This is a genomic window from Streptomyces liliiviolaceus (genome assembly GCF_018070025.1).
In the GTDB taxonomy this organism is placed as follows: domain Bacteria; phylum Actinomycetota; class Actinomycetes; order Streptomycetales; family Streptomycetaceae; genus Streptomyces; species Streptomyces liliiviolaceus.
Genome location: NZ_JAGPYQ010000001.1, coordinates 7,023,004 through 7,041,892, shown reverse-complemented (window position 1 = coordinate 7,041,892; position 18,889 = coordinate 7,023,004). Strand labels below are relative to the sequence as shown.

The 18,889-nt window shown below is 72.5% G+C and carries 15 protein-coding genes and 1 pseudogene; 13 read left to right on the top strand and 3 right to left on the bottom strand.

Features of this window, described 5'->3' with window-relative positions; translation table 11 throughout:
* The first annotated feature begins 2 nt into the window (after positions 1-2).
* The 8 genes from J8N05_RS30120 to J8N05_RS30085 all read left to right on the top strand — a co-directional run bounded on the left by J8N05_RS30120 (position 3) and on the right by J8N05_RS30085 (position 12,067).
* Positions 3-659: a DUF4232 domain-containing protein gene (locus J8N05_RS30120; protein ID WP_210888481.1), complete on the top strand. Its 657-nt coding sequence runs from the start codon at positions 3-5 to the stop codon at positions 657-659.
* 93 nt (positions 660-752) lie between these two features.
* Positions 753-2,630: a gamma-glutamyltransferase family protein gene (locus J8N05_RS30115; protein WP_247706557.1), complete on the top strand. Its 1,878-nt coding sequence runs from the start codon at positions 753-755 to the stop codon at positions 2,628-2,630.
* A 137-nt stretch (positions 2,631-2,767) separates the two neighbouring features.
* Positions 2,768-3,613, top strand: coding sequence for an inositol monophosphatase family protein (locus tag J8N05_RS30110; RefSeq protein ID WP_210888479.1), 846 nt, complete (start codon positions 2,768-2,770; stop codon positions 3,611-3,613).
* A gap of 143 nt (positions 3,614-3,756) precedes the next feature.
* On the top strand, positions 3,757-5,166 hold the full coding sequence (locus J8N05_RS30105; RefSeq protein ID WP_210890490.1) for a phytoene desaturase family protein: 1,410 nt from the start codon (positions 3,757-3,759) through the stop codon (positions 5,164-5,166).
* Entirely contained in the window at positions 5,163-5,672 is a 510-nt protein-coding gene (locus tag J8N05_RS30100; protein WP_210888477.1) for an O-acetyl-ADP-ribose deacetylase, read from the top strand. Before J8N05_RS30105 ends, J8N05_RS30100 begins: the two co-directional genes overlap by 4 nt.
* 279 nt (positions 5,673-5,951) lie before the next feature.
* Positions 5,952-9,896, top strand: coding sequence for a glycoside hydrolase family 2 TIM barrel-domain containing protein (locus J8N05_RS30095; RefSeq protein WP_210888474.1), 3,945 nt, complete (start codon positions 5,952-5,954; stop codon positions 9,894-9,896).
* An 87-nt stretch (positions 9,897-9,983) separates the two neighbouring features.
* Positions 9,984-11,510 carry an AlkA N-terminal domain-containing protein gene (locus J8N05_RS30090; protein WP_282108176.1) on the top strand — a complete coding sequence of 509 codons (1,527 nt, stop codon included), beginning with the start codon at positions 9,984-9,986 and terminating at the stop codon, positions 11,508-11,510.
* The gene (locus J8N05_RS30085) at positions 11,507-12,067 is read left to right on the top strand and encodes a methylated-DNA--[protein]-cysteine S-methyltransferase (protein WP_210888471.1); all 561 of its coding nucleotides are present in this window, start codon (positions 11,507-11,509) and stop codon (positions 12,065-12,067) included. Before J8N05_RS30090 ends, J8N05_RS30085 begins: the two co-directional genes overlap by 4 nt.
* A gap of 41 nt (positions 12,068-12,108) precedes the next feature.
* Here the strand turns inward: J8N05_RS30085 and J8N05_RS47615 are convergent.
* Together J8N05_RS47615 and J8N05_RS30080 are read right to left on the bottom strand one after the other, a co-directional pair.
* Positions 12,109-12,267, bottom strand: a pseudogene (locus J8N05_RS47615) (SIR2 family transcriptional regulator); the annotation flags it as partial.
* 151 nt (positions 12,268-12,418) lie between these two features.
* On the bottom strand, positions 12,419-12,910 hold the full coding sequence (locus J8N05_RS30080) for an NUDIX domain-containing protein (RefSeq protein ID WP_210888469.1): 492 nt from the start codon (positions 12,908-12,910) through the stop codon (positions 12,419-12,421).
* A gap of 169 nt (positions 12,911-13,079) precedes the next feature.
* On the opposite strand from J8N05_RS30080, the gene J8N05_RS30075 reads away from it, so the two are divergent.
* Both J8N05_RS30075 and J8N05_RS30070 read left to right on the top strand, forming a co-directional pair.
* On the top strand, positions 13,080-13,331 hold the full coding sequence (locus J8N05_RS30075) for a hypothetical protein (RefSeq protein WP_210888466.1): 252 nt from the start codon (positions 13,080-13,082) through the stop codon (positions 13,329-13,331).
* A 154-nt stretch (positions 13,332-13,485) separates the two neighbouring features.
* Positions 13,486-14,652, top strand: a complete 1,167-nt coding sequence (locus J8N05_RS30070) for a glycerate kinase (protein ID WP_210888464.1) — start codon at positions 13,486-13,488, stop codon at positions 14,650-14,652.
* Between the two features lie 219 nt (positions 14,653-14,871).
* Here J8N05_RS30070 and J8N05_RS30065 read toward each other — a convergent pair whose 3' ends face one another.
* Complete coding sequence (locus J8N05_RS30065) at positions 14,872-16,068, bottom strand: PucR family transcriptional regulator (protein ID WP_210888461.1); 1,197 nt, start codon at positions 16,066-16,068, stop codon at positions 14,872-14,874.
* Between the two features lie 238 nt (positions 16,069-16,306).
* On the opposite strand from J8N05_RS30065, the gene J8N05_RS30060 reads away from it, so the two are divergent.
* Genes J8N05_RS30060 through J8N05_RS30050 form a run of 3 tightly spaced genes read left to right on the top strand, consistent with a single transcriptional unit; the run spans position 16,307 to position 18,874 of the window.
* Positions 16,307-17,113: an ABC transporter ATP-binding protein gene (locus tag J8N05_RS30060; protein WP_210888457.1), complete on the top strand. Its 807-nt coding sequence runs from the start codon at positions 16,307-16,309 to the stop codon at positions 17,111-17,113.
* Positions 17,114-17,123: 10 nt separating this feature from the next.
* Positions 17,124-17,987: an ABC transporter ATP-binding protein gene (locus tag J8N05_RS30055; RefSeq protein WP_247706556.1), complete on the top strand. Its 864-nt coding sequence runs from the start codon at positions 17,124-17,126 to the stop codon at positions 17,985-17,987.
* Positions 17,984-18,874 (top strand): branched-chain amino acid ABC transporter permease, encoded by an 891-nt coding sequence (locus J8N05_RS30050; RefSeq protein ID WP_210888455.1) that lies wholly within the window; start codon positions 17,984-17,986, stop codon positions 18,872-18,874. Before J8N05_RS30055 ends, J8N05_RS30050 begins: the two co-directional genes overlap by 4 nt.
* Positions 18,875-18,889: the final 15 nt, after the last annotated feature.

Below are 18,889 nucleotides of genomic sequence, written 5' to 3'. Positions count from 1 at the left end.
GGGTGATCACGACACGTACCGGGCCGTTCCGCCGTGCCGCCCTCGTCTGCCTGTTGGTGCTGACGCCGGTGCTGGGGGCGAGCGGGTGCGGGCTCTCCGCCGAACTGGACCGGGAGAGCAACCCCGAACGCAGACCCACGCCGACACCGTCCCTCGCGGTGGTGCCGCCCTCGCCCACGCCCGTGGCCTCCGAGCCCGCCCCGACACCCTCTCCGACCGTCCCCGGCCTGCAGACGGAGGGCTGCCCCGCCTCCGGTCTGCGCTTCGCGGCCGACCAGGGCGACGCGGCGATGGGACTGCGCGCGATGGGCCTCGACGTCACCAACTGCGGTGACGAACCGTACGAGTTGAACGGCTATCCGGCCATCACCGTCCTGGACGGATCGGGCGACCCGTTCCCCGGCGTGAAGACCGTCGAGGGCACGGACCAGGTGTCCATGGCTCCGGAGGACCCCGGCCCCCGGCCGCTGACGCTCGCCCCCGGGGAGTCGGCGCACACGGCCCTGTACTGGCGGATGAACAACACCAGCGGCGTGTACCTGCGCGTCGCTCCGGAGAAGGGCGACGACACCGTGACCGTACGGCCGCCGTACCCGCTCGACATCGGCCCGGAGAACGTCCTGGGGACGACGGCCTGGCGGCCCTCCAAGCGCCCGTAGCGGCAGCCTGCGTACCATCGCCGGACGTCCTTGGCCCGCAGTCCGGAACCTGCCGCGCGGTCCGCAGGCCCGTCCCCCAGTGAGGAGTTCCCCGTGTTCACGACCCGACCCACGCTCCAGGGCACCTTCGGAATGGTGTCCTCCACGCACTGGCTCGCCTCGCAGTCGGCGATGGCCGTGCTGGAGGACGGCGGCAACGCGTACGACGCCGCCGTCGCCGCGGGTTTCGTGCTGCACGTGGTCGAGCCGCACCTCAACGGGCCCGCCGGTGAGGTCCCGATCATCCTCGCCCCGGCGGGCGGCGAGGTACGGGTCCTGTGCGGTCAGGGCGTGGCACCGGCCGGGGCCACCATCGCCCACTACCGGGGTCTGGGGCTGGACCTCGTCCCCGGCACCGGACCCCTCGCGGCGGCCGTGCCCGGCGCCTTCGACGCGTGGATGCTGCTGCTGCGCGACCACGGCACGAAGCCCCTGGCGGACGTCCTGAAGTACGCCGTCGGGTACGCGCGGGACGGGCACGCGCCCGTGGAGCGCGTCGGCCAGACCGTGGAGACCGTGCGGGAGCTCTTCGAGACCGAGTGGACCTCGTCCGCCGAGGTGTACCTGCCGGGCGGGGAGCCCCCGCGGCCCGGCGAGCTGTTCCGCAATCCCGCGCTGGCCGCGACCTGGCAGCGGCTCCTCGCGGAGTCCGCCGAGGAGGTCGGGGCCCGGCACGGCGAGGCTCAGGAGGGCGACCCCCGTATCGCGCAGATCGAGGCCGCGCGGCGGATCTGGCGCGAGGGCTTCATCGCCGAGGCACTGGTACGGCAGTCCGGCCGGCCCACCCGGGACACCAGCGGCGAGCGGCACTCCGGCACGCTCACCGCGGCCGACCTGGCCTCCTGGTCCGCATCCTACGAAGCTCCGGCCACCTACGACTGGCGGGGCTGGACGCTGTGCAAGGCGGGGCCCTGGAGCCAGGGGCCGGTCCTCCTCCAGCAGCTGGCCCTGCTGCCGCCCGAACTGCCCCGGTACGGCTCCGCCGCGTACACGCACCTGCTGATCGAGGGCTGCAAGCTCGCGATGGCCGACCGGGAGGCCTGGTACGGGGACGCGGGCGAGGTGCCTCCGGCGGAACTGCTGTCACCGGAGTACAACGCCGGACGGCGGGCGCTGGTCGGGGAGAAGGCCTCGTACGAGCTGCGGCCCGGGAGCCCCGGCGGCCGGACGCCGCTGCTCAGCCACCACGCGCGCGTGGCCGCCTCGGGAGCCCTGGGGGAGGCCGGCTTCGACGCGCTCGCGACGCCGGGCGCGGGCGAGCCGACCGTGGCCAAGCCGCCGACGTCTCCCGTGCCCGGCGAGCCGGACGTCTCGGCGGACGGCGGCACCCGGGGCGACACCTGCCACCTCGACATCGTCGACCGCTGGGGCAACATGGTCGCGGCCACGCCCAGCGGCGGCTGGCTGCAGTCCAACCCGGTCGTGCCCGAGCTGGGCTTCCCGCTCGGCACCCGGCTCCAGATGGCCTGGCTGGACGAGGGACTGCCCAACTCCCTGACCCCGGGCCGCCGTCCGCGCACGACGCTCACCCCGTCGCTCGCCCTGCGGGACGGCGTCCCCGTCATGGCCTTCGGCACGCCCGGCGGCGACCAGCAGGACCAGTGGCAGCTGCACTTCTTCCTGGCCGTCGCCCTGCGCCCGGAAGTGCGCGGCGGCCCCGACCTCCAGGGCGCGATCGACGCCCCCAACTGGCACAACGACAGCTTCCCCGGCTCCTTCTACCCGCGCGGGATGCGCCCCGGCAGCGTGACGGTCGAGTCCCGCACGGACCCCGAGGTCGTCGCCGAGCTGCGCCGCCGGGGCCATGACGTCCAGGTCGGCGACGCCTGGTCCGAGGGGCGGCTGTGCGCGGTCGCCCGGGACCCGCGGACCGGCATCCTGTCGGCGGCCGCGAACCCGCGCGGCATGCAGGGGTACGCGGTCGGCCGCTGATGTCGGTGCCGACGGCTGAGGCGGGTGTCGGTCACCGAAGCAGGCGCCGGCCTCGGCGCACTCGTTGTTCATGCCGATTCCACCCGTGATGCACCCACCGGGCGGGGATTGTCAGTGGCGCGTGCTCTCATGGAGGCATGATCGAACACATGGAAACCATCGACGAGTTTCTCGCACACCGCACCGCCGACGTCGAACGGGCCGTCCGCGAGGCGGCCGCCACCGAGATCATGCCGCGCTTCCGGCAGCTCGCGGCACACGAGATCGACCAGAAGAGCGGCCCGCACGACCTCGTCACGGACGCCGACCGCAAGGCCGAGCAGTACCTCACCGAGGTGCTCGGCAAGCTGCTGCCCGGCTCGGTCGTGGTCGGCGAGGAAGCGGTCCACGCGAATCCGGCGACGTACGAGGCGCTGCAGGGCGAGGCGCCCGTCTGGATCGTCGACCCCGTCGACGGCACCCGCCAGTTCGTCCACGGCGACACCGGCTTCTGCACCCTGGTCGCGCTCGCCCGGCACGGCGTCGTGCTGGCGTCCTGGACGTACGCCCCGGCCCGCGACCAACTCGCCGTGGCCGTACGGGGCCGGGGCGCCCTGCTCGACGGCGAACGCCTCCTGGCGGGCGCGCCGGACCCCGGCCGTGACCTCGAAGTCGCCACGTCCCACCCGGACTACACGACGGACGACCAGAAGCGGGCGCTGCTCGGCCTGCGCACGGAGGGCGTGAGCCCGCGCCCCTGCGGCTCCGCCGGACTGGAGTACCTGGCCATCGCGCGCGGCGAGTTGGACGCCGTCGCGTTCAGCTGGGAGGCCGCCTGGGACCACGCGGCGGGCCTGCTGCTCGTCGAGGAGGCGGGCGGCACGCACCTGACCCTCGCGGGGGAGCCGTTCCGCATAACCGGCGGCAACACCCTTCCGTTCACGGCGGCGCGGGACGCGGCCACGGCCCGCCGGGTCCTCGACCTGCTGTCGGGCGGCGCCTGAGCAGCGCCTGAACGGTGCCTGCGCAGGGCCGATCAGGGCCGGATGACGGGTCGGCGAGGGGCTGGCAGGGGCGCTGTCGGAGGCCCGGCTTATCCTGACCGTCAGTGGCCATCGGCTGACAAAGGAGTCCGAAGGTGCCGTCGATGCTCGATGCCGTCGTGGTGGGTGCGGGGCCGAACGGACTGACGGCTGCCGTGGAGCTGGCCCGTCGCGGCTTCTCCGTGGCCGTCTTCGAGGCGCGCGACACCGTCGGGGGAGGTGCCCGCACCGAGGAGCTGACCCTGCCCGGCTTCCGGCACGACCCGTGCTCGGCCGCGCACCCCCTGGGAGTCAACTCACCCGCCTTCCGCGCGATGCCGCTGGGGCGGTACGGACTGGAGTGGCTGCAGCCCGAACTGCCCATGGCGCACCCCTTCCTGGACGGCACGGCGGCCGTGCTGTCGCGGTCGGTGGCCGAGACGGCCGCCTCGTTCGGACCCCGGGACGCGGGCACGTACCGCAGGCTGGTGGAGCCCTTCACCCACCGGTGGGACACCCTCGTACAGGACTTCATGTCCCTGCCGCTCAGCGCGCTGCCCCGGGACCCGGTCACCCTCGCCCGCTTCGGGCTGGCCGGACTGCCGCCCTCGACCTGGCTGATGCGCAGGTTCCGCGACGAGCGGGCCAAGGCGCTGTTCGCCGGGCTCGTCGCCCACGTCATGTCGCCGCTGGGAGGTGTCGCCACCGGCGCCGTCGGCCTCGTCTTCGCACTGGCCGCGCACGCCAGGGGCTGGCCCGTAGCCCGGGGCGGCTCCCAGTCGATCTCCGACGCGCTCACCGCGTACCTCAAGGACCTGGGCGGCGCCGTCCACACCGACTACGAGGTCAAGCGGCTCGACGACCTGCCGCCTGCGCGCGCCTACGTCTTCGACACCTCGCCCACCGCACTGAGCCGGATCGCGGGCTTCGGGAACCACTACGACCGGTACCGGTACGGGGCGGGCGTCTTCAAGATCGACTACGCGCTCGACGGACCGGTGCCGTGGACCGCGAAGGAGGCCCGCACGGCCGGCACGGTGCAGGTCGGCGCGGACCGCAAGGAGATCGGGGCCGCCCTGCGCGCCGCCTCCCGGGAGGGGCGCGCCCCCGACGCGCCGTTCCTGATCACCGTGCAGCCCAGTGTCGTCGACCCGTCCCGCGCACCGGCCGGAAAGCATGTGTTCTGGGCCTACGCGCACGTTCCGAGCGGCTGGACCGGAGACCTCACCGAGACGATCGAGCGCCAGCTGGAGCGGTTCGCACCCGGCTTCCGCGACCGGGTCCTCGCCCGTGCCACGGCGGGCCCGCCCGAACTGGCCGCCCGCAACGCCAACTACGTGGGCGGTGACATCGGCTGCGGCGCGGCCTCCGGCCTGCAACTGCTGCTGCGGCCCACGCTGTCGGCGTTCCCGTACAACACCCCGCACCCGGCGGTGTTCATCTGCTCCTCGGCGACCCCGCCGGGTCCCGGTGTGCACGGCATGTCGGGGCACAACGCGGCGAAGGCCGTATGGAAGAGGCTGCGCCGGACATGACAGGTATCGAACTCGTCCGGGGCGACATCACCCTGCAGAGCGTGGACGCCATCGTGAACGCGGCGAACTCCTCGCTGCTGGGCGGCGGAGGCGTGGACGGCGCCATCCACCGGCGCGGCGGCCCCGAGATCCTGGCCGAGTGCCGAAAGCTGCGCGCCTCGCACTATGGCAAGGGCCTGCGCACCGGACAGGCCGTCGCCACCACCGCCGGGCGGCTCGACGCGCGCTGGGTGATCCACACCGTCGGGCCCGTCTTCAGCGGCAGCGAGGACAGGTCCGAGCTGCTGGCCTCCTGCTACCGGGAATCCCTGCGGGTGGCCGACGAGCTGGGCGCGCGGACCGTCGCGTTCCCGGCCATCTCCGCGGGCATCTTCGGCTGGCCGATGGAGGACGCGGCGCGTGTCGCGGTCGAGGCCGTGCGGGACACGGAGACAGCGGTGACCGAGGTCAGGTTCGTCCTCTTCGACGAGCCGGCGTACGAGGCGTTCGCGGCGCGGGTCGGCTGACCGGACCGCGGGAGCCCCGGCGGGCACCCCCCGGCTCCCGGACGGGCACCCCCCGGCTCCCGGACGGGCACTCCCGGCTCCCGGACGGACACCCGCGGCTCCCGGACGGGCACCCGCGCGACACAGCCCTCAGAAACACACAGAGTTCGACAGGGTCATTGCCGCTGTTGTGTTCGGGTTCTAGGGTTTCTGTGGCTCACCACATGCCTTTGTGCCCAGTAGTCGCATTACGCCCCTCAGTTCGCGCACCCCACTGTCGTACCGAGGAAGGGCCCCGCCATGCCGCACCCGCGCCCGCACCTGCCTCCGCACACGACTCCCGTCAGCCGTCGCCGACTTCTTGAGGGAGGGGCCGTCGTCCTCGGCGCGCTCGCCCTCCCCTCGTCCGCCTCCGCGGTCCACGCGGCCGACCGGCCCACCGCCGCGGACGCCTCCCCGGAGTGGAACGGCGCCATCGACGTCTTCCAGGTCGGCACCGAGCCGCCGCACACCACCCTGACCCCGTACGCGGACGTCGCCCAGGCGCTGGACGGCGACCGCACCCGCTCGCCGTACCGGATGAGCCTCGACGGGAAGTGGAAGTTCGCCTACGTCGACCGCCCCGACGACCGGGACCCCGACTTCCACCTCACCGACGTCGACGACAGCTCCTGGGACACCATCCCCGTCCCCTCCGTCTGGCAGGTGCACGGCTACGACTTCCCGATCTACATCAACATCACGTACCCCTACTGGGGCCCCAACGGTCTGGGCGAGGAGCCGCAGCCACCGGCCGCCCCGACCCGCTACAACCCGGTGGGCCAGTACAGACGCACCTTCACCGTCCCGAAGGGCTGGTCGGGGCGACGGACGTTCCTGCACTTCGAAGGGGTCAAGTCCGCCCACTACGTGTGGATCAACGGACAACTGGTCGGCTACCACGAGGACTCCTACACCCCCGCCGAGTACGACATCACCGAGCACCTGAAGCCCGGCACCAACCAGATCGCGGTGGAGGTGTACCGCTACTCCGACGGCGACTGGCTGGAGGACCAGGACATGATCCGGCTGAGCGGCATCTTCCGCTCGGTCCACCTCTACTCCACCCCGGCCGTGCACCTGCGCGACTTCAAGCTGGACACCCCGCTGAGCGACGGCTACCGGGCCGCCGAACTGTCGGTCACCGCGAGCGTGCGCGACTACGGCGGCCGTACGGAGGGCGAGGGCGGCGCGGGCTCGTACTCCGTCGAGACCCAGCTCCACGACGCGCGCGGCCACGCCGTCTGGCCCCGCCCGCTGCACCAGACCGTGGACCTCGGCTCGGCCCCGGCCGGCGAGGACGTGACCGTACAGGCCGCCAGAGCCGTGCCCGCGCCGAAGCTGTGGTCGGCCGAGGACCCGTACCTGTACACGGCCGTGCTGCGGCTGCGCGATCCGGCGGGCAAGGTCGTCGAGACGCTCTCGCACCGGGTCGGGCTGCGCGAGTTCGCGCTGAAGGACGGGCTGATGCGGATCAACGGCCGGCCCGTCTCCCTGCGGGGCACCAACCGGCACGAGATGCACCCCGACCGCGGCACCGCGCTCACCCGCGCGGACCTGGTCAGGGACATCGAGATCATCAAGCGGACCAACATCAACACCGTCCGCACCTCGCACTACCCGAACAACGTCCACTGGTACGAACTGGCCGACGAGTACGGCCTGTACCTGGTGGACGAGACCAACCTGGAGACCCACGGAATCCGCGACGAGTATCCGGGCGACCACCCCGACTGGAGCAGGGCCTGTGTGGCCCGCGCCCGGAACATGGTCCACCGCGACAAGAACCACGCCTCCGTCGTCATCTGGTCGCTGGGCAACGAGGCCGGCGGCGGCAGCACCTTCGTCGCCATGCACGACTGGATCCGTTCGTACGACACGACCCGGGTCATCCAGTACGAGGGCGACGACCGGCCCGCCGTCAGCGACATCCGCTCGGAGATGTACGACAGCCCCGCACGCGTCGAGGCCCGCGCCGAGGACACCTCCGACACCCGTCCGTACGTCATGATCGAGTACGCGCACTCGATGGGGAACTCGACCGGCAACCTCAAGAAGTACTGGGATCTCATCCGCCGCCACGACGTGTTGCAGGGCGGCTGGATCTGGGACTTCGTCGACCAGTCCCTGACCACGCCGATCCCCACGCGCACCCTCTTCACGGAGACCGGACCGGGTGCGGTGCGCGGCGAGATCCAGGCCGCCGCCGCGACCTTCGACCGGAAGAAGGGCCTGTCCGGCAGCACCGTCTTCGCCCGCGACCCCGGACTCGACCTCACCGGCTCCCTGACGCTGGAGGCCTGGGTCACCCCGCAGGTGACCGGCTACCACCAGCCGCTCATCGCCAAGGGCGACACCCAGTACGCCCTCAAGCAGAGCGGCGGGAACCTGGAGTTCTTCATCCACGGCGACGGCCAGTGGATCGCCGCCACCTGGGCCCTCCCGGACGACTGGACCGGCCGGGAACACCACATCGCGGGCGTCTTCGACGCGACCGCGGGCACCCTGACCCTGCACGTCGACGGCACGGTCAGGGCCACCCGCACCACCACCCGGCGGCCCGCCGTCAACACCGCGCCGCTCTCCCTCGCCACGGACGTCGACAACCCCACCCGTGAGTTCAGCGGCACGATCCGGCGGGCACGCGTCTACGCCCGCGCGCTGTCCGCGGCCGAACTCGCCTCGGACGGACGCGGACCCGGCGACGACGGAGTGCGGTTCTGGTTCGACGCGGCCACCGTGAAGGTGACGGAGAAACGACCGGGGAACCGCCCTGAGGGCCGCAGCTTCTTCGCGTACGGCGGCGACTGGGGCGACCACCCGAACGACGGGGCCTTCGTCGCGGACGGCATCGTCACCGCCGACCGCGGACACACCGGCAAGGCCGCGGAGGTCAAGCGGATCTACCAGGCGATCAACGCCGCACCCTCCGGGAAAACCCTCACCGCCGCAGCCGCCGGAGCCGCGGTCACCCTCACCAACGAGTACCTGTTCACCAACCTCCGTGACTTCGACGGCAGTTGGACACTCGTCGCCGACGGCCGGATCGTCCGGCGCGGACAGCTGAGCCGCGCCCAACTGGACGTGCCCCCACTCAGCACCAAGGACATCACCGTCCCCGTCAGGCTGCCGGCGGACCCCGAACCCGGCACGGAGTACTTCCTGCGGCTGTCCTTCACCACCAGGGAACGCACCAAGTGGGCGAAGGCCGGCTTCGAGGTGGCCGCCCAGCAACTGCCGGTCGACGCCGACAGCCCCGCGGTGCGACCCGTGCCCCTGACCCGCGTACCCGCCCTGCGCCACCAGGACGGCGAGCGGTCCGTCACGGTCAGGGGCGACGGCTTCTCCGTGACCGTCGACAAGAGGACCGGAGTCATCACCTCGTACGAGGCCCGGGGCGCCCGGCTCCTCACCTCCGGGCCCGTGCCGAACTTCTGGCGGGCACCGACCGACAACGACCGGGGCAACGGCCAGCACGTCCGCAACCAGACCTGGCGCGACGCCGGGACCCTGCGCAAGGTGACGGACGTCGGCGTGGACACCCTGCGCGACCGGGCCGTCCGGATCAAGGTCACCGGCACCTTGCCCACCAGCACCGAATCCGCGTACACCACCACCTACACCGTCTTCGGCAACGGTGAGATCAAGGTCGACAACACCCTGCACCCGGGTGCGGCGAACCTGCCCTACATCCCGGAGGTGGGCACCCTGCTGTTCCTGCCGGGCCGGCTGGAGCAGCTGCACTACTACGGCCGCGGCCCCGAGGAGAACCACTGGGACCGCAACGACGGCACCGACGTGGGGCTGTACTCGGGGACCGTCTCCGGGCAGTGGACGCCCTACATCCGCCCCCAGGAGAACGGCAACAGGACCGACGTCCGCTGGGCCGCCCTCACCGGTCGCGACGGCACCGGACTGCTCGTCTCGGGCGAACCGCTCATCGAGGTCAACGCCTCGCACTTCACCCCCGAGGACCTGTCCGTGGGCACGCGCCACGACTACCAGCTGACCCCTCGGGACGAGGTCGTCCTGCGCGTCAACCACCGGCAGATGGGTATCGGCGGCGACAACAGCTGGGGCGCGCACACCCACGACGAGTACAAACTCTTCGCCGACCGGGACTACTCCTACACCTACCGGCTGCGCCCCCTGACCGACGTCGACAGGGCGACGGCGGCCTCCCGGCGACCCACGGCCGAGGAGTGAGCCCCGGCGCCCGGGGGAGGGAGCCGGGCTGAGGCAGATGTCGCATTCCCGCCAGCCATCGCCCTGACCGAGGGCGATGCTGGGGGCATGCAGAAAGGGATGCACGCCGAGACCGAGCGCTGTGTGCGCGCCGTCCAGTCGAAGGATGCCCGCTTCGACGGATGGTTCTTCACCGCCGTCCTGACCACGCGGATCTACTGCCGACCCAGCTGCCCCGTCGTGCCTCCGAAGCCGGAGAACATGACCTTCTACCCGAGCGCCGCCGCCTGCCAGCAGGCCGGATTCCGGGCGTGCAAACGCTGCCGCCCCGACACGAGCCCCGGCTCACCCGAGTGGAACCAGCGCGCCGACCTCGTGGCCCGCGCGATGCGCCTCATCGGTGACGGGACCGTGGACCGCGAGGGCGTGCCGGGACTCGCGACCCGCCTCGGCTACAGCACCCGGCAGATCGAACGCCAGCTCCTCGCCGAACTGGGCGCGGGCCCGCTCGCCCTGGCCCGCGCCCAGCGCGCCCAGACCGCACGCCTGCTCATCGAGACGACACCGCTCCCGATGGCCGAGATCGCCTTCGCGGCGGGCTTCTCCTCCGTCCGCACCTTCAACGACACGGTCCGTGAGGTCTTCGCCCTCGCCCCGAGCGAGCTGCGCACCAGGGCACCCAAGAATCGTGCCGACCGCGCCAACTCGCCCGGTACTCCAGGGGTGTTGGCGCTCCGGCTCCCCTTCCGGGCGCCGCTCAACCCCGACAACCTCTTCGGCCACCTCGCCGCCACCGCCGTACCCGGGGTGGAGGAGTGGCGCGACGGCGCGTACCGGCGCACCCTGCGTCTGCCGTACGGCCACGGGGTCGTCGCCCTCACTCCGAAGCCCGACCACGTCGGCTGCCGGCTCACCCTCAGCGACCTGCGCGACCTGACCGTCGCCATCAGCCGCTGCCGCCGCATGCTCGACCTGGACGCCGACCCGGTCGCGGTCGACGACCAGTTGCGTACGGATCCGGTGCTGGCGCCGCTCGTCGACAAGGCGCCGGGCCGCCGGGTGCCCCGTACGGTCGACGAGGCCGAGTTCGCCGTCCGGGCCGTGCTGGGGCAGCAGGTGTCCACCGCCGCCGCCCGTACGCACGCGGGACGCCTGGTCACCGCGCACGGTGAAGCGGTCGACGACCCCGAGGGCGGTCTCACCCACCTCTTCCCGTCCGTCGAGGCCCTGGCGGCACTCGACCCCGAAGCGCTCGCCATGCCGGCCACCCGCCGCACCACCCTCACCACACTCGTGGGACAGCTGGCCGACGGCACCCTGAACCTGGGCGTCGAGGGCGACTGGACGGAGACCAGGGCCCGGCTGCTCGCCCTGCCCGGCTTCGGACCCTGGACCGTGGAGGTCATCGCCATGCGCGCCCTCGGCGACCCCGACGCCTTCCCGGTGACCGACCTCGGAATCCGTTACGCGGCAAGGGACTTGGGCCTGCCGGCCACTCCCGCCGCGCTGACGGCACGGGCCGCGGACTGGCGGCCCTGGCGCGCGTACGCCGTCCAGTACCTGTGGGCGACGGGCTCGCACCCGGTCAACTTCCTCCCCGGACAGACGGCTCACACACCGAAGGACACGCAGTGAAACAGCAGACCGAGCAGAACACGAAGCAGCACACCGTCGTCGACAGCCCGTACGGCCCGCTCACGCTGGTCGCCACCGGCGGAGTCCTCTCCGGGCTCTACATGACCGACCAGCGCCACCGTCCGCCCGAGGAGAGCTTCGGCGCCCTCGGCGCCCCGGACGACCCGCCGTTCGCCGAGGCGACGGAGGAGCTACGGGCCTACTTCGCGGGTGAGTTGAAGGACTTCTCCATCCAACTGCACCTCCAAGGAACCCCGTTCCAGCGTTCCGTCTGGGCGGAGCTCCGCAGGATCCCGTACGGCGAGACCCGTTCGTACGGTCAACTCGCGGACGCCCTCGGCAATCCGAACGCGTCACGGGCGGTGGGCCTCGCCAACGGCAAGAACCCGCTGGGGATCATCGTGCCCTGCCATCGCGTGGTGGGCGCCGACGGCAGCCTGACGGGCTACGGAGGCGGCCTGGAACGCAAGCAGCGACTGCTGGACTTCGAGCGGGGAGAGCCGGGAGCGCAGGGAGAGGGTCGAGAGGGCCGAGAAGGGCACCTGGCCCTCTTCTGAGCCGCTGGGGCAGATGTGGCCACCGGCCCGTGCTGAGGCGCTCAGCCGCCCAGGCTGCGCAGCAGCGCGGGCAGGCTCGTGCCGATCGGCTCGCGGATCACCTCGTCGGCCCGGTCGTCGTACGGGGTCGGCTCGGCGTTGACGATGACGAGGCGGGCCCCGTGGTCCGCGGCGACCCCGGCGAGCCCCGCCGCGGGCTGGAATCGGTGGACACGCCCGCACCACTGAGGACGGCGACGAGAGGCTTGCTCATGGGGCGAGCGTAGGGCGGCGGGCGGTGCGGGGTGAACGGATATACGGGCCTCTGGGCTTACTGCTTACTGCTTACGCGTATGCGAATGCCGGGGCGCGTCAGGCTACCCGGTCGCCGTTCTCCAGTTCCGCCGCTCCCGTTCCCTCCGCGAGGACGTCGAGCGCGGCGACCACGCGGCGGCCCAGGGAGCCAGGCATGTACTCCGTGAGCTCCTCGCGCGGGACCAGCCGCCAGGACAGCAGCTCCGACTCCTGGAGGCGGATCGACTTGAACTGCTCCTCCACCAGGACTCCACCGTCGTACAGGTACGCCACGATCGGGGGACGCTCCGTACCGGGCACCCAGTCCACCGCGAGCAGCCTGCCGATCTCCAGGTCCAGGCCGATCTCCTCCAGGGTCTCCCGGTGGGCCCCCTGCCTAGGCGTCTCCCCGTCGTCCGACTCCACGGTCCCGCCCGGCAACGCCCAGCCCGCACGGTAGTTGGGCTCGACGAGCAGCACACGGCCCTCGGCGTCACGGAAGAGGGCGGCGGCGCCGACGAGCACGCGGGGCAGGCCCGCGATGTACGTGGCGTAGTCAGGGGTGGTCATCGGGCCAGCGTAGCGAGATCGACGGGAGACTCCGCAAGATCGTCAACGCGTGGAGGGCTTACACCCGGTCTGTCGAATTCCTCTCGGTCTCGGCTGTTTTGCATACGTACGGCACCGCGCCACATGAGAAGGTCGTCGGGTTTTATTCGTATTGCGCGTTGGGAGTCCCATGAAGTCGTTGAGTCGTACGACGGTCCTCGCGGCCGGTGCCGCCGCGGTCGCCGCCGTCCTGTCCGGCCCCGGTGCCGCCGTCGCCCAGGCCGCTCCCGCCGAGCCCCTGGTCACCACCGGGGACGTCGGCGTGCGGACCGGGGACCTCGATCTGCTGGAGGATGTGCTGGAGCACATCAGCATCCCGTTCGGGCACAAGGGAACGCTGACGCACCAGCTCTACGACTCCCGCGGCACCGACGCCGGCTGACCCGCCGCCGTCCGGCCGCCGTCCGGCGAAGCCTGTCCGGCCGCTGTCCGGGTCCTGAGAACCGCCCTGGGCAGCGGCCCCCTCCTGCGGTTATGGTCGCAGCGGCGCGACTGCCTTGACATGCGCAAGGCCCGAGGAGCAAGGGGAACACAAGGTGGCTGACGCTGCAGTGAACCGGACCGGTGACCAGATCCAGCGCGTACTCGTCGCCGCGGACAAGTTCAAGGGCTCGCTCACGGCCGTGCAGGTGGCCGAGCGGGTCACCGCGGGGCTGCACCGGATCGCGCCCCGGGTAGAGGTCGAGTCGCTCCCCGTGGCCGACGGCGGCGACGGCACGGTCGCCGCGGCGGTCGCCGCGGGTTTCGAACGCCACGAGGTACGGGTCGCGGGGCCGCTCGGTGACGAGGTCACCGCCGCGTTCGCCCTGCGCGACGGGACCGCGGTCGTGGAGATGGCCGAGGCCAGCGGGCTGCAGCGGCTGCCCGCCGGGACCTTCGCGCCGCTCACGGCGTCCACGTACGGGTCCGGGGAACTGCTGCGGGCCGCGCTCGACGCCGGCGCGCGGACGATCGTCTTCGGCGTCGGCGGCAGCGCGACCACCGACGGCGGGGCCGGGATGCTGGCGGCGCTCGGGGCCCGGTTCCTCGACGAGAACGGCGAGCCCGTACCGCCCGGGGGCGGTTCCCTCGGGGAACTCGCCACGGCCGACCTGACCGGTCTCGACCCCCGGCTCGCCGGCGTCGACGTGGTCCTCGCGAGCGACGTGGACAATCCGCTGACCGGGCCGAAGGGCGCGCCGGCGGTGTACGGGCCGCAGAAGGGCGCCTCCCCGGACGATGTCGCGGTGCTCGACGCGGGGCTCGCCCACTTCGCCGCGATCCTGGAGAAGTCGATCGGGAGCAGGGCCGCGGAGTACGCGGTGGCGCCCGGGGCGGGGGCCGCGGGGGGTATCGGGTACGGGGCCCTGGTGGGGCTCGGGGCGAGTTTCCGGCCCGGTATCGAGGTCATGCTGGACGTGCTGGGGTTCGGGCCGGCCCTTTCGCGGGCGACGCTCGTCATCACGGGGGAGGGGTCGCTGGACGAGCAGACCCTCCACGGGAAGGCTCCCGCGGGGGTCGCGGCGGCTGCGCGGGCCGCGGGCAAGGAGGTCATCGCCGTGTGCGGGCGGTTGGCGCTCGCTCCGGAGGCGTTGGGGCGGGCCGGGATTCGGCGGGTGTATCCGCTCACGGATGTGGAGCCGGATGTGGGCCGATGCATCGCGGACGCGGGCCCGATCCTGGAACAGGTAGCCGAACAGATCGCCCAGGACTTCCTGACCTGAGGGGTTCTCTCGCCCCCGCCGCCCCTACCCGTTCCCGTCAACGACTCGGGGGCGCTGCCCCCGAACCCCCGGTCCTCAAACGCCGGACGGGCTGAAGTGCCGCCGGACCGGCGGATATCTTCAGCCCGTCCGGCGTTTGAGGACAAAGGGGGCGAGGGGGCGCAGCCCCCATGCGTGGACGGGAACGGGTAGGGGCGGCGGGGGCGAAAACACCACCCCCTACCCCCCAACCCCCGCCAACCGATACGCATCCAACGCCAACGTCATCTCGATCAGATCCCGCGGTCGCGCCAACGACCGCGAAGTCAGCTGTTCCAGCCGGCGCAGGCGGTTGAAGACAGTGTTCCGGTGGCAGTACAGCCGCCCAGCCGCCCGCCCGGCAGACCCCTCACAACTCAGCCACGCGTCAAGCGTCTCCAACAGCACGGCCCGATCAGGCGGTTCGAGTTCCAGCAGGGCACCGAACACGTCCGCCACCAGCCGCGACGCCAACTCCGGCTGGCTGACGACGAGCGCCGTGGGCATCCGCTGATCGAGCCGCACGACGGCACTCGCGTCCGGCGCACACGTACGCAGCGCCAGCTCCGCGAGCCGCCGCGCCCGCCCCAGCTCGGCGAGCCCGGCGACCACGGGACTGATCCCGCCGGGACCGGAGCAGCGCCCGTCGAGCGCCCGGGCGACCCCGTCGAGCCCCTGCCCGGGCCCGAGGGCCACCACCCCCACCTCGCAGTCGGCCCGCATCCGCCAGACGAACCGCAGCCCCGCCTCCTCCACGGGCCGCCGCAACGGCTCGCGCCGCTCCGAGCGCAGCACGACCACCGCGTACGGACCCCGCTCGGGAAGGTCCAGACCGGCGGCGGCGCGCGCCGCGAGACCGGGCGCCTCCTGGCCCTCAAGGAGCGCGTCGAGCAGCGCCTGGAGCCGTTCGTCGGTACGCCGCCGCAGCTCCATCTCGGTCGCCAGGTACGCCTCCGTCGCCGCCGCGGCCTGCGCGTCCACCGCGGACCACACCATGGTCGCCGACCGCATCAGCACCCCGAGACGCTCCGGTTCCCTGCCGGTCGCCGCCTCCAGCAGCGCGTCCCACACCAGATAGCCCGCGGAGCGGTACGCGTGCACCAGCAGCTCCAGCGGCAGGCCCTGCTGGGCCCGGCGCCGGCCCGCGTCCTCCGCGTACTCCAGATCGCGGCGGGGCGAGTCCCGGGGCGCGGAGATCGTCTCGATCCCGATCCGCATCGCGTCCTGGGCCTCCCGCCACTGCTGGTCGTACGGCAGGAACTCCCCGTAGACGGGGGAGTGTTCGGCCAGTTGCCGCATGTGCTCGTCGACCAGCTCCGGCAGCCGCTCCAGCAGCGCCGTGCAGGACTCGGCGAGCAGCTTCCAGTCATGACCGGTACGCCTTCTGCGGGCTCCCATGGCCGGAGGATGCCACCTGTGCGCCACCCCGCACAGGCCCCTGACACGCGGTGTTGTGCGCGCGCACAACGCCCGCCCGCACCCGCTGGTCACCCGCAGCGATTCGCTCGCGCCCCGTGGACGGACGCCCCTGCCGGTGCTGTGGTGAGCGCCACACCGGACGCGAACACACCGGACGTGAACACGCCGGGTGCGAGGCGAGCAGGAGCGCGATGACCGCGATGACAGGGGGAATGCCATGAGTGGGTCGGGGCTGGCCGTACGGGACCTGTCGGTCGGGTACGGGCCCGTACGAGCACTGCGCCAGGTGTCCCTGGAGGTGCCCGAGGGAGCCGTGGTCACGGTCCTCGGCGGCAACGGCGCGGGCAAGACGACCCTCCTGCGGGCCATCTGCCGGACCCTGTCCTTCCACGGCGGGGCGGTCACCGGCGGCACGGTCGAGTTCGACGGCCGCCGACTGGACGGTCTCGCGCCGGACCGGGTGGTGGTCGCCGGGATCTCCCAGATCCCGGAAGGACGGCGGGTGTTCGCCCGGATGACCGTCGCCGACAATCTGCGCGCCGGGGCGCTCGGTGCCACGGGTGGCCGCGCCGCGCGGGCCGCCGCCCTGCGCCGCGTCCACGAACTGTTCCCCGTCCTCGCCGACCGCGCCCAGCAGCACGCCGGTCTGCTGTCCGGCGGGGAACAGCAGATGCTCGCGGTCGGCCGCGCCCTGATGGCCGCCCCGAGGATGCTGCTCCTGGACGAACCGTCCCTGGGGCTGGCCCCGTTGATGGCGGCGCGGATCGCCGAGACGGTACGGGAGATCAACACCCAGGGCACCTCGATCCTGCTCGTCGAGCAGAACGCCGCCCTGGCCCTGCGCCTGGCCACCCGCGCATACGTCCTGGAGGTCGGCGAGGTCACCCTGGCGGGGCCCGCCGACGAACTGGCCGCCTCCGACGAGGTGCGCCGCCGCTACCTGGGCGTGGTCGACGAGGACGCGGCGGCCGACGCCGAGCGGGCCCGCGCCTCGCACCCGGCGCTGACCCGATGGAAGGGGTGAGCACCTCACCATGACGAACGACGCGCCACCGCAGCCCACTTCACCCGGCTCCGACACGGATGTACCACCGCTTCAGGTACGGGACCTGACTGTGCGCTTCGCCGGTCTGACCGCCCTGGACGCCGTGGACTTCACCGTCCGCCCCGGCACCGTCCACGCCCTCATCGGCCCCAACGGAGCCGGCAAGTCCACCTGCTTCAACGTGCTGTCCGGCGTCTACCGCGCCACCTCCGGCAGCGTCCGCTTCGGCGAGCACGAACTGACCGGCATGCCTCCGCACCGCATCGCCGATCTGGGCGTCGCCCGCATCTTCCAGAACCTCGCCCTGCCGCCGCTCGCCACCGTCGAGGACAGCCTCCTGCTGGGCCGCCACCGGCTGACCCGCACCGGCTTCCTCGCCGCGGGCCTGAAACTGCCCGCGGCGGCCCGAGAGGAGCGCCGTCACCGTGAACGCGTCCGTGAGATAGCCGAGTTCGTCGGCATCTCGTCCTGTCTCGGCCGTCCGGCGGGCTCACTGCCGTACGGGCAGCAGAAGCTCGCCGAACTCGCCCGCGCCCTGTGCATGGAGCCCCGGCTGCTGCTCCTGGACGAGCCGGTCGCGGGCATGACCGCCGACGAGCGGATCCGCACCTCCGCCGTGATCGCGGGGGTCCGCGACAGCCTCGGCATCTCGATCGTCCTGGTGGAACACGACATGGGGGTGGTGATGCGGCTCGCCGACGCGGTGACCGTACTCGACTTCGGGCGCCGCATCGCGGACGGCGCCCCCGCCGACGTACAGAACGATCCGGCGGTCGTACGCGCCTATCTGGGGGAGCGCTCCGAGGAACCCGAAGGGGCCGGGCGCACCGGGAAAGAGGAGACCACGTCGTGAGCACCTTCGCCGAACTCCTCCTCAACGGGCTCTCGATGGGGTCGGTCTACGCCCTCATCGCGCTGGGCTTCGTGGTCATCTTCCGGGCCACCGAGGTCGTCAACTTCGCCCACGCGTCCCTGCTGCTGGCCGGCGGGTACATCACCGCGGTCCTCCACGACGACATCGGCTTCTGGCCCGCACTGCTGGCCGGGATCGCCGGGGCGGCGCTGGTCGGGGCGGCCGTCGAGTTCTTCGTGATGCGCCGCTACCGGGGCTCCGACCACAGCGTCCTCGCCATCGTCACCATCGGTGTGGACATCCTGCTCACCACGGAACTCACCCGCCGGATCGGCACCGACGTGCTGCCGCTCGGCGACCCGTGGGGCGACGACGTCCTTACCATCGGCTCCATCTCGCTGGCCCACACGCGCATCGCCGCCTTCGTCACCGCGGGCCTGCTCATCACGGCCTTCCTGCTCACCTTCCGGTACACCTCCTGGGGAGTGGCCATGCGGGCAGCCGCCGAGAGCACGGAGACGGCCGCGCTGATGGGCGTGCGGCTCGGACGGGTGTCGCTCGGCGCCTGGGCGGTCGCGGGCGGGCTCGCCGCCGTGGCCGCCCTCTTCCTGACCGTCTTCCCCACGCCGGGCCTGGAGCGGGCCACCTCGCTCGCCGCCCTCAAGGCCTTCCCCGCCGCGATCCTCGGCGGCCTCGACTCCACCACCGGAGCACTCGTCGGCGGTCTCATCGTCGGCGTCACGGAATCCCTCGCGACCGGCTACCAGAGCGAACTGTCGTTCCTGGGACGAGGGTTGGGCGATGTCGCCCCCTACCTGGTGATGACCGTGATCCTGCTCATCCGGCCCGCCGGGCTGTTCGGCACGAAGGAGCTGGCCCGTGTCTGAGACACCCGTCTCCGA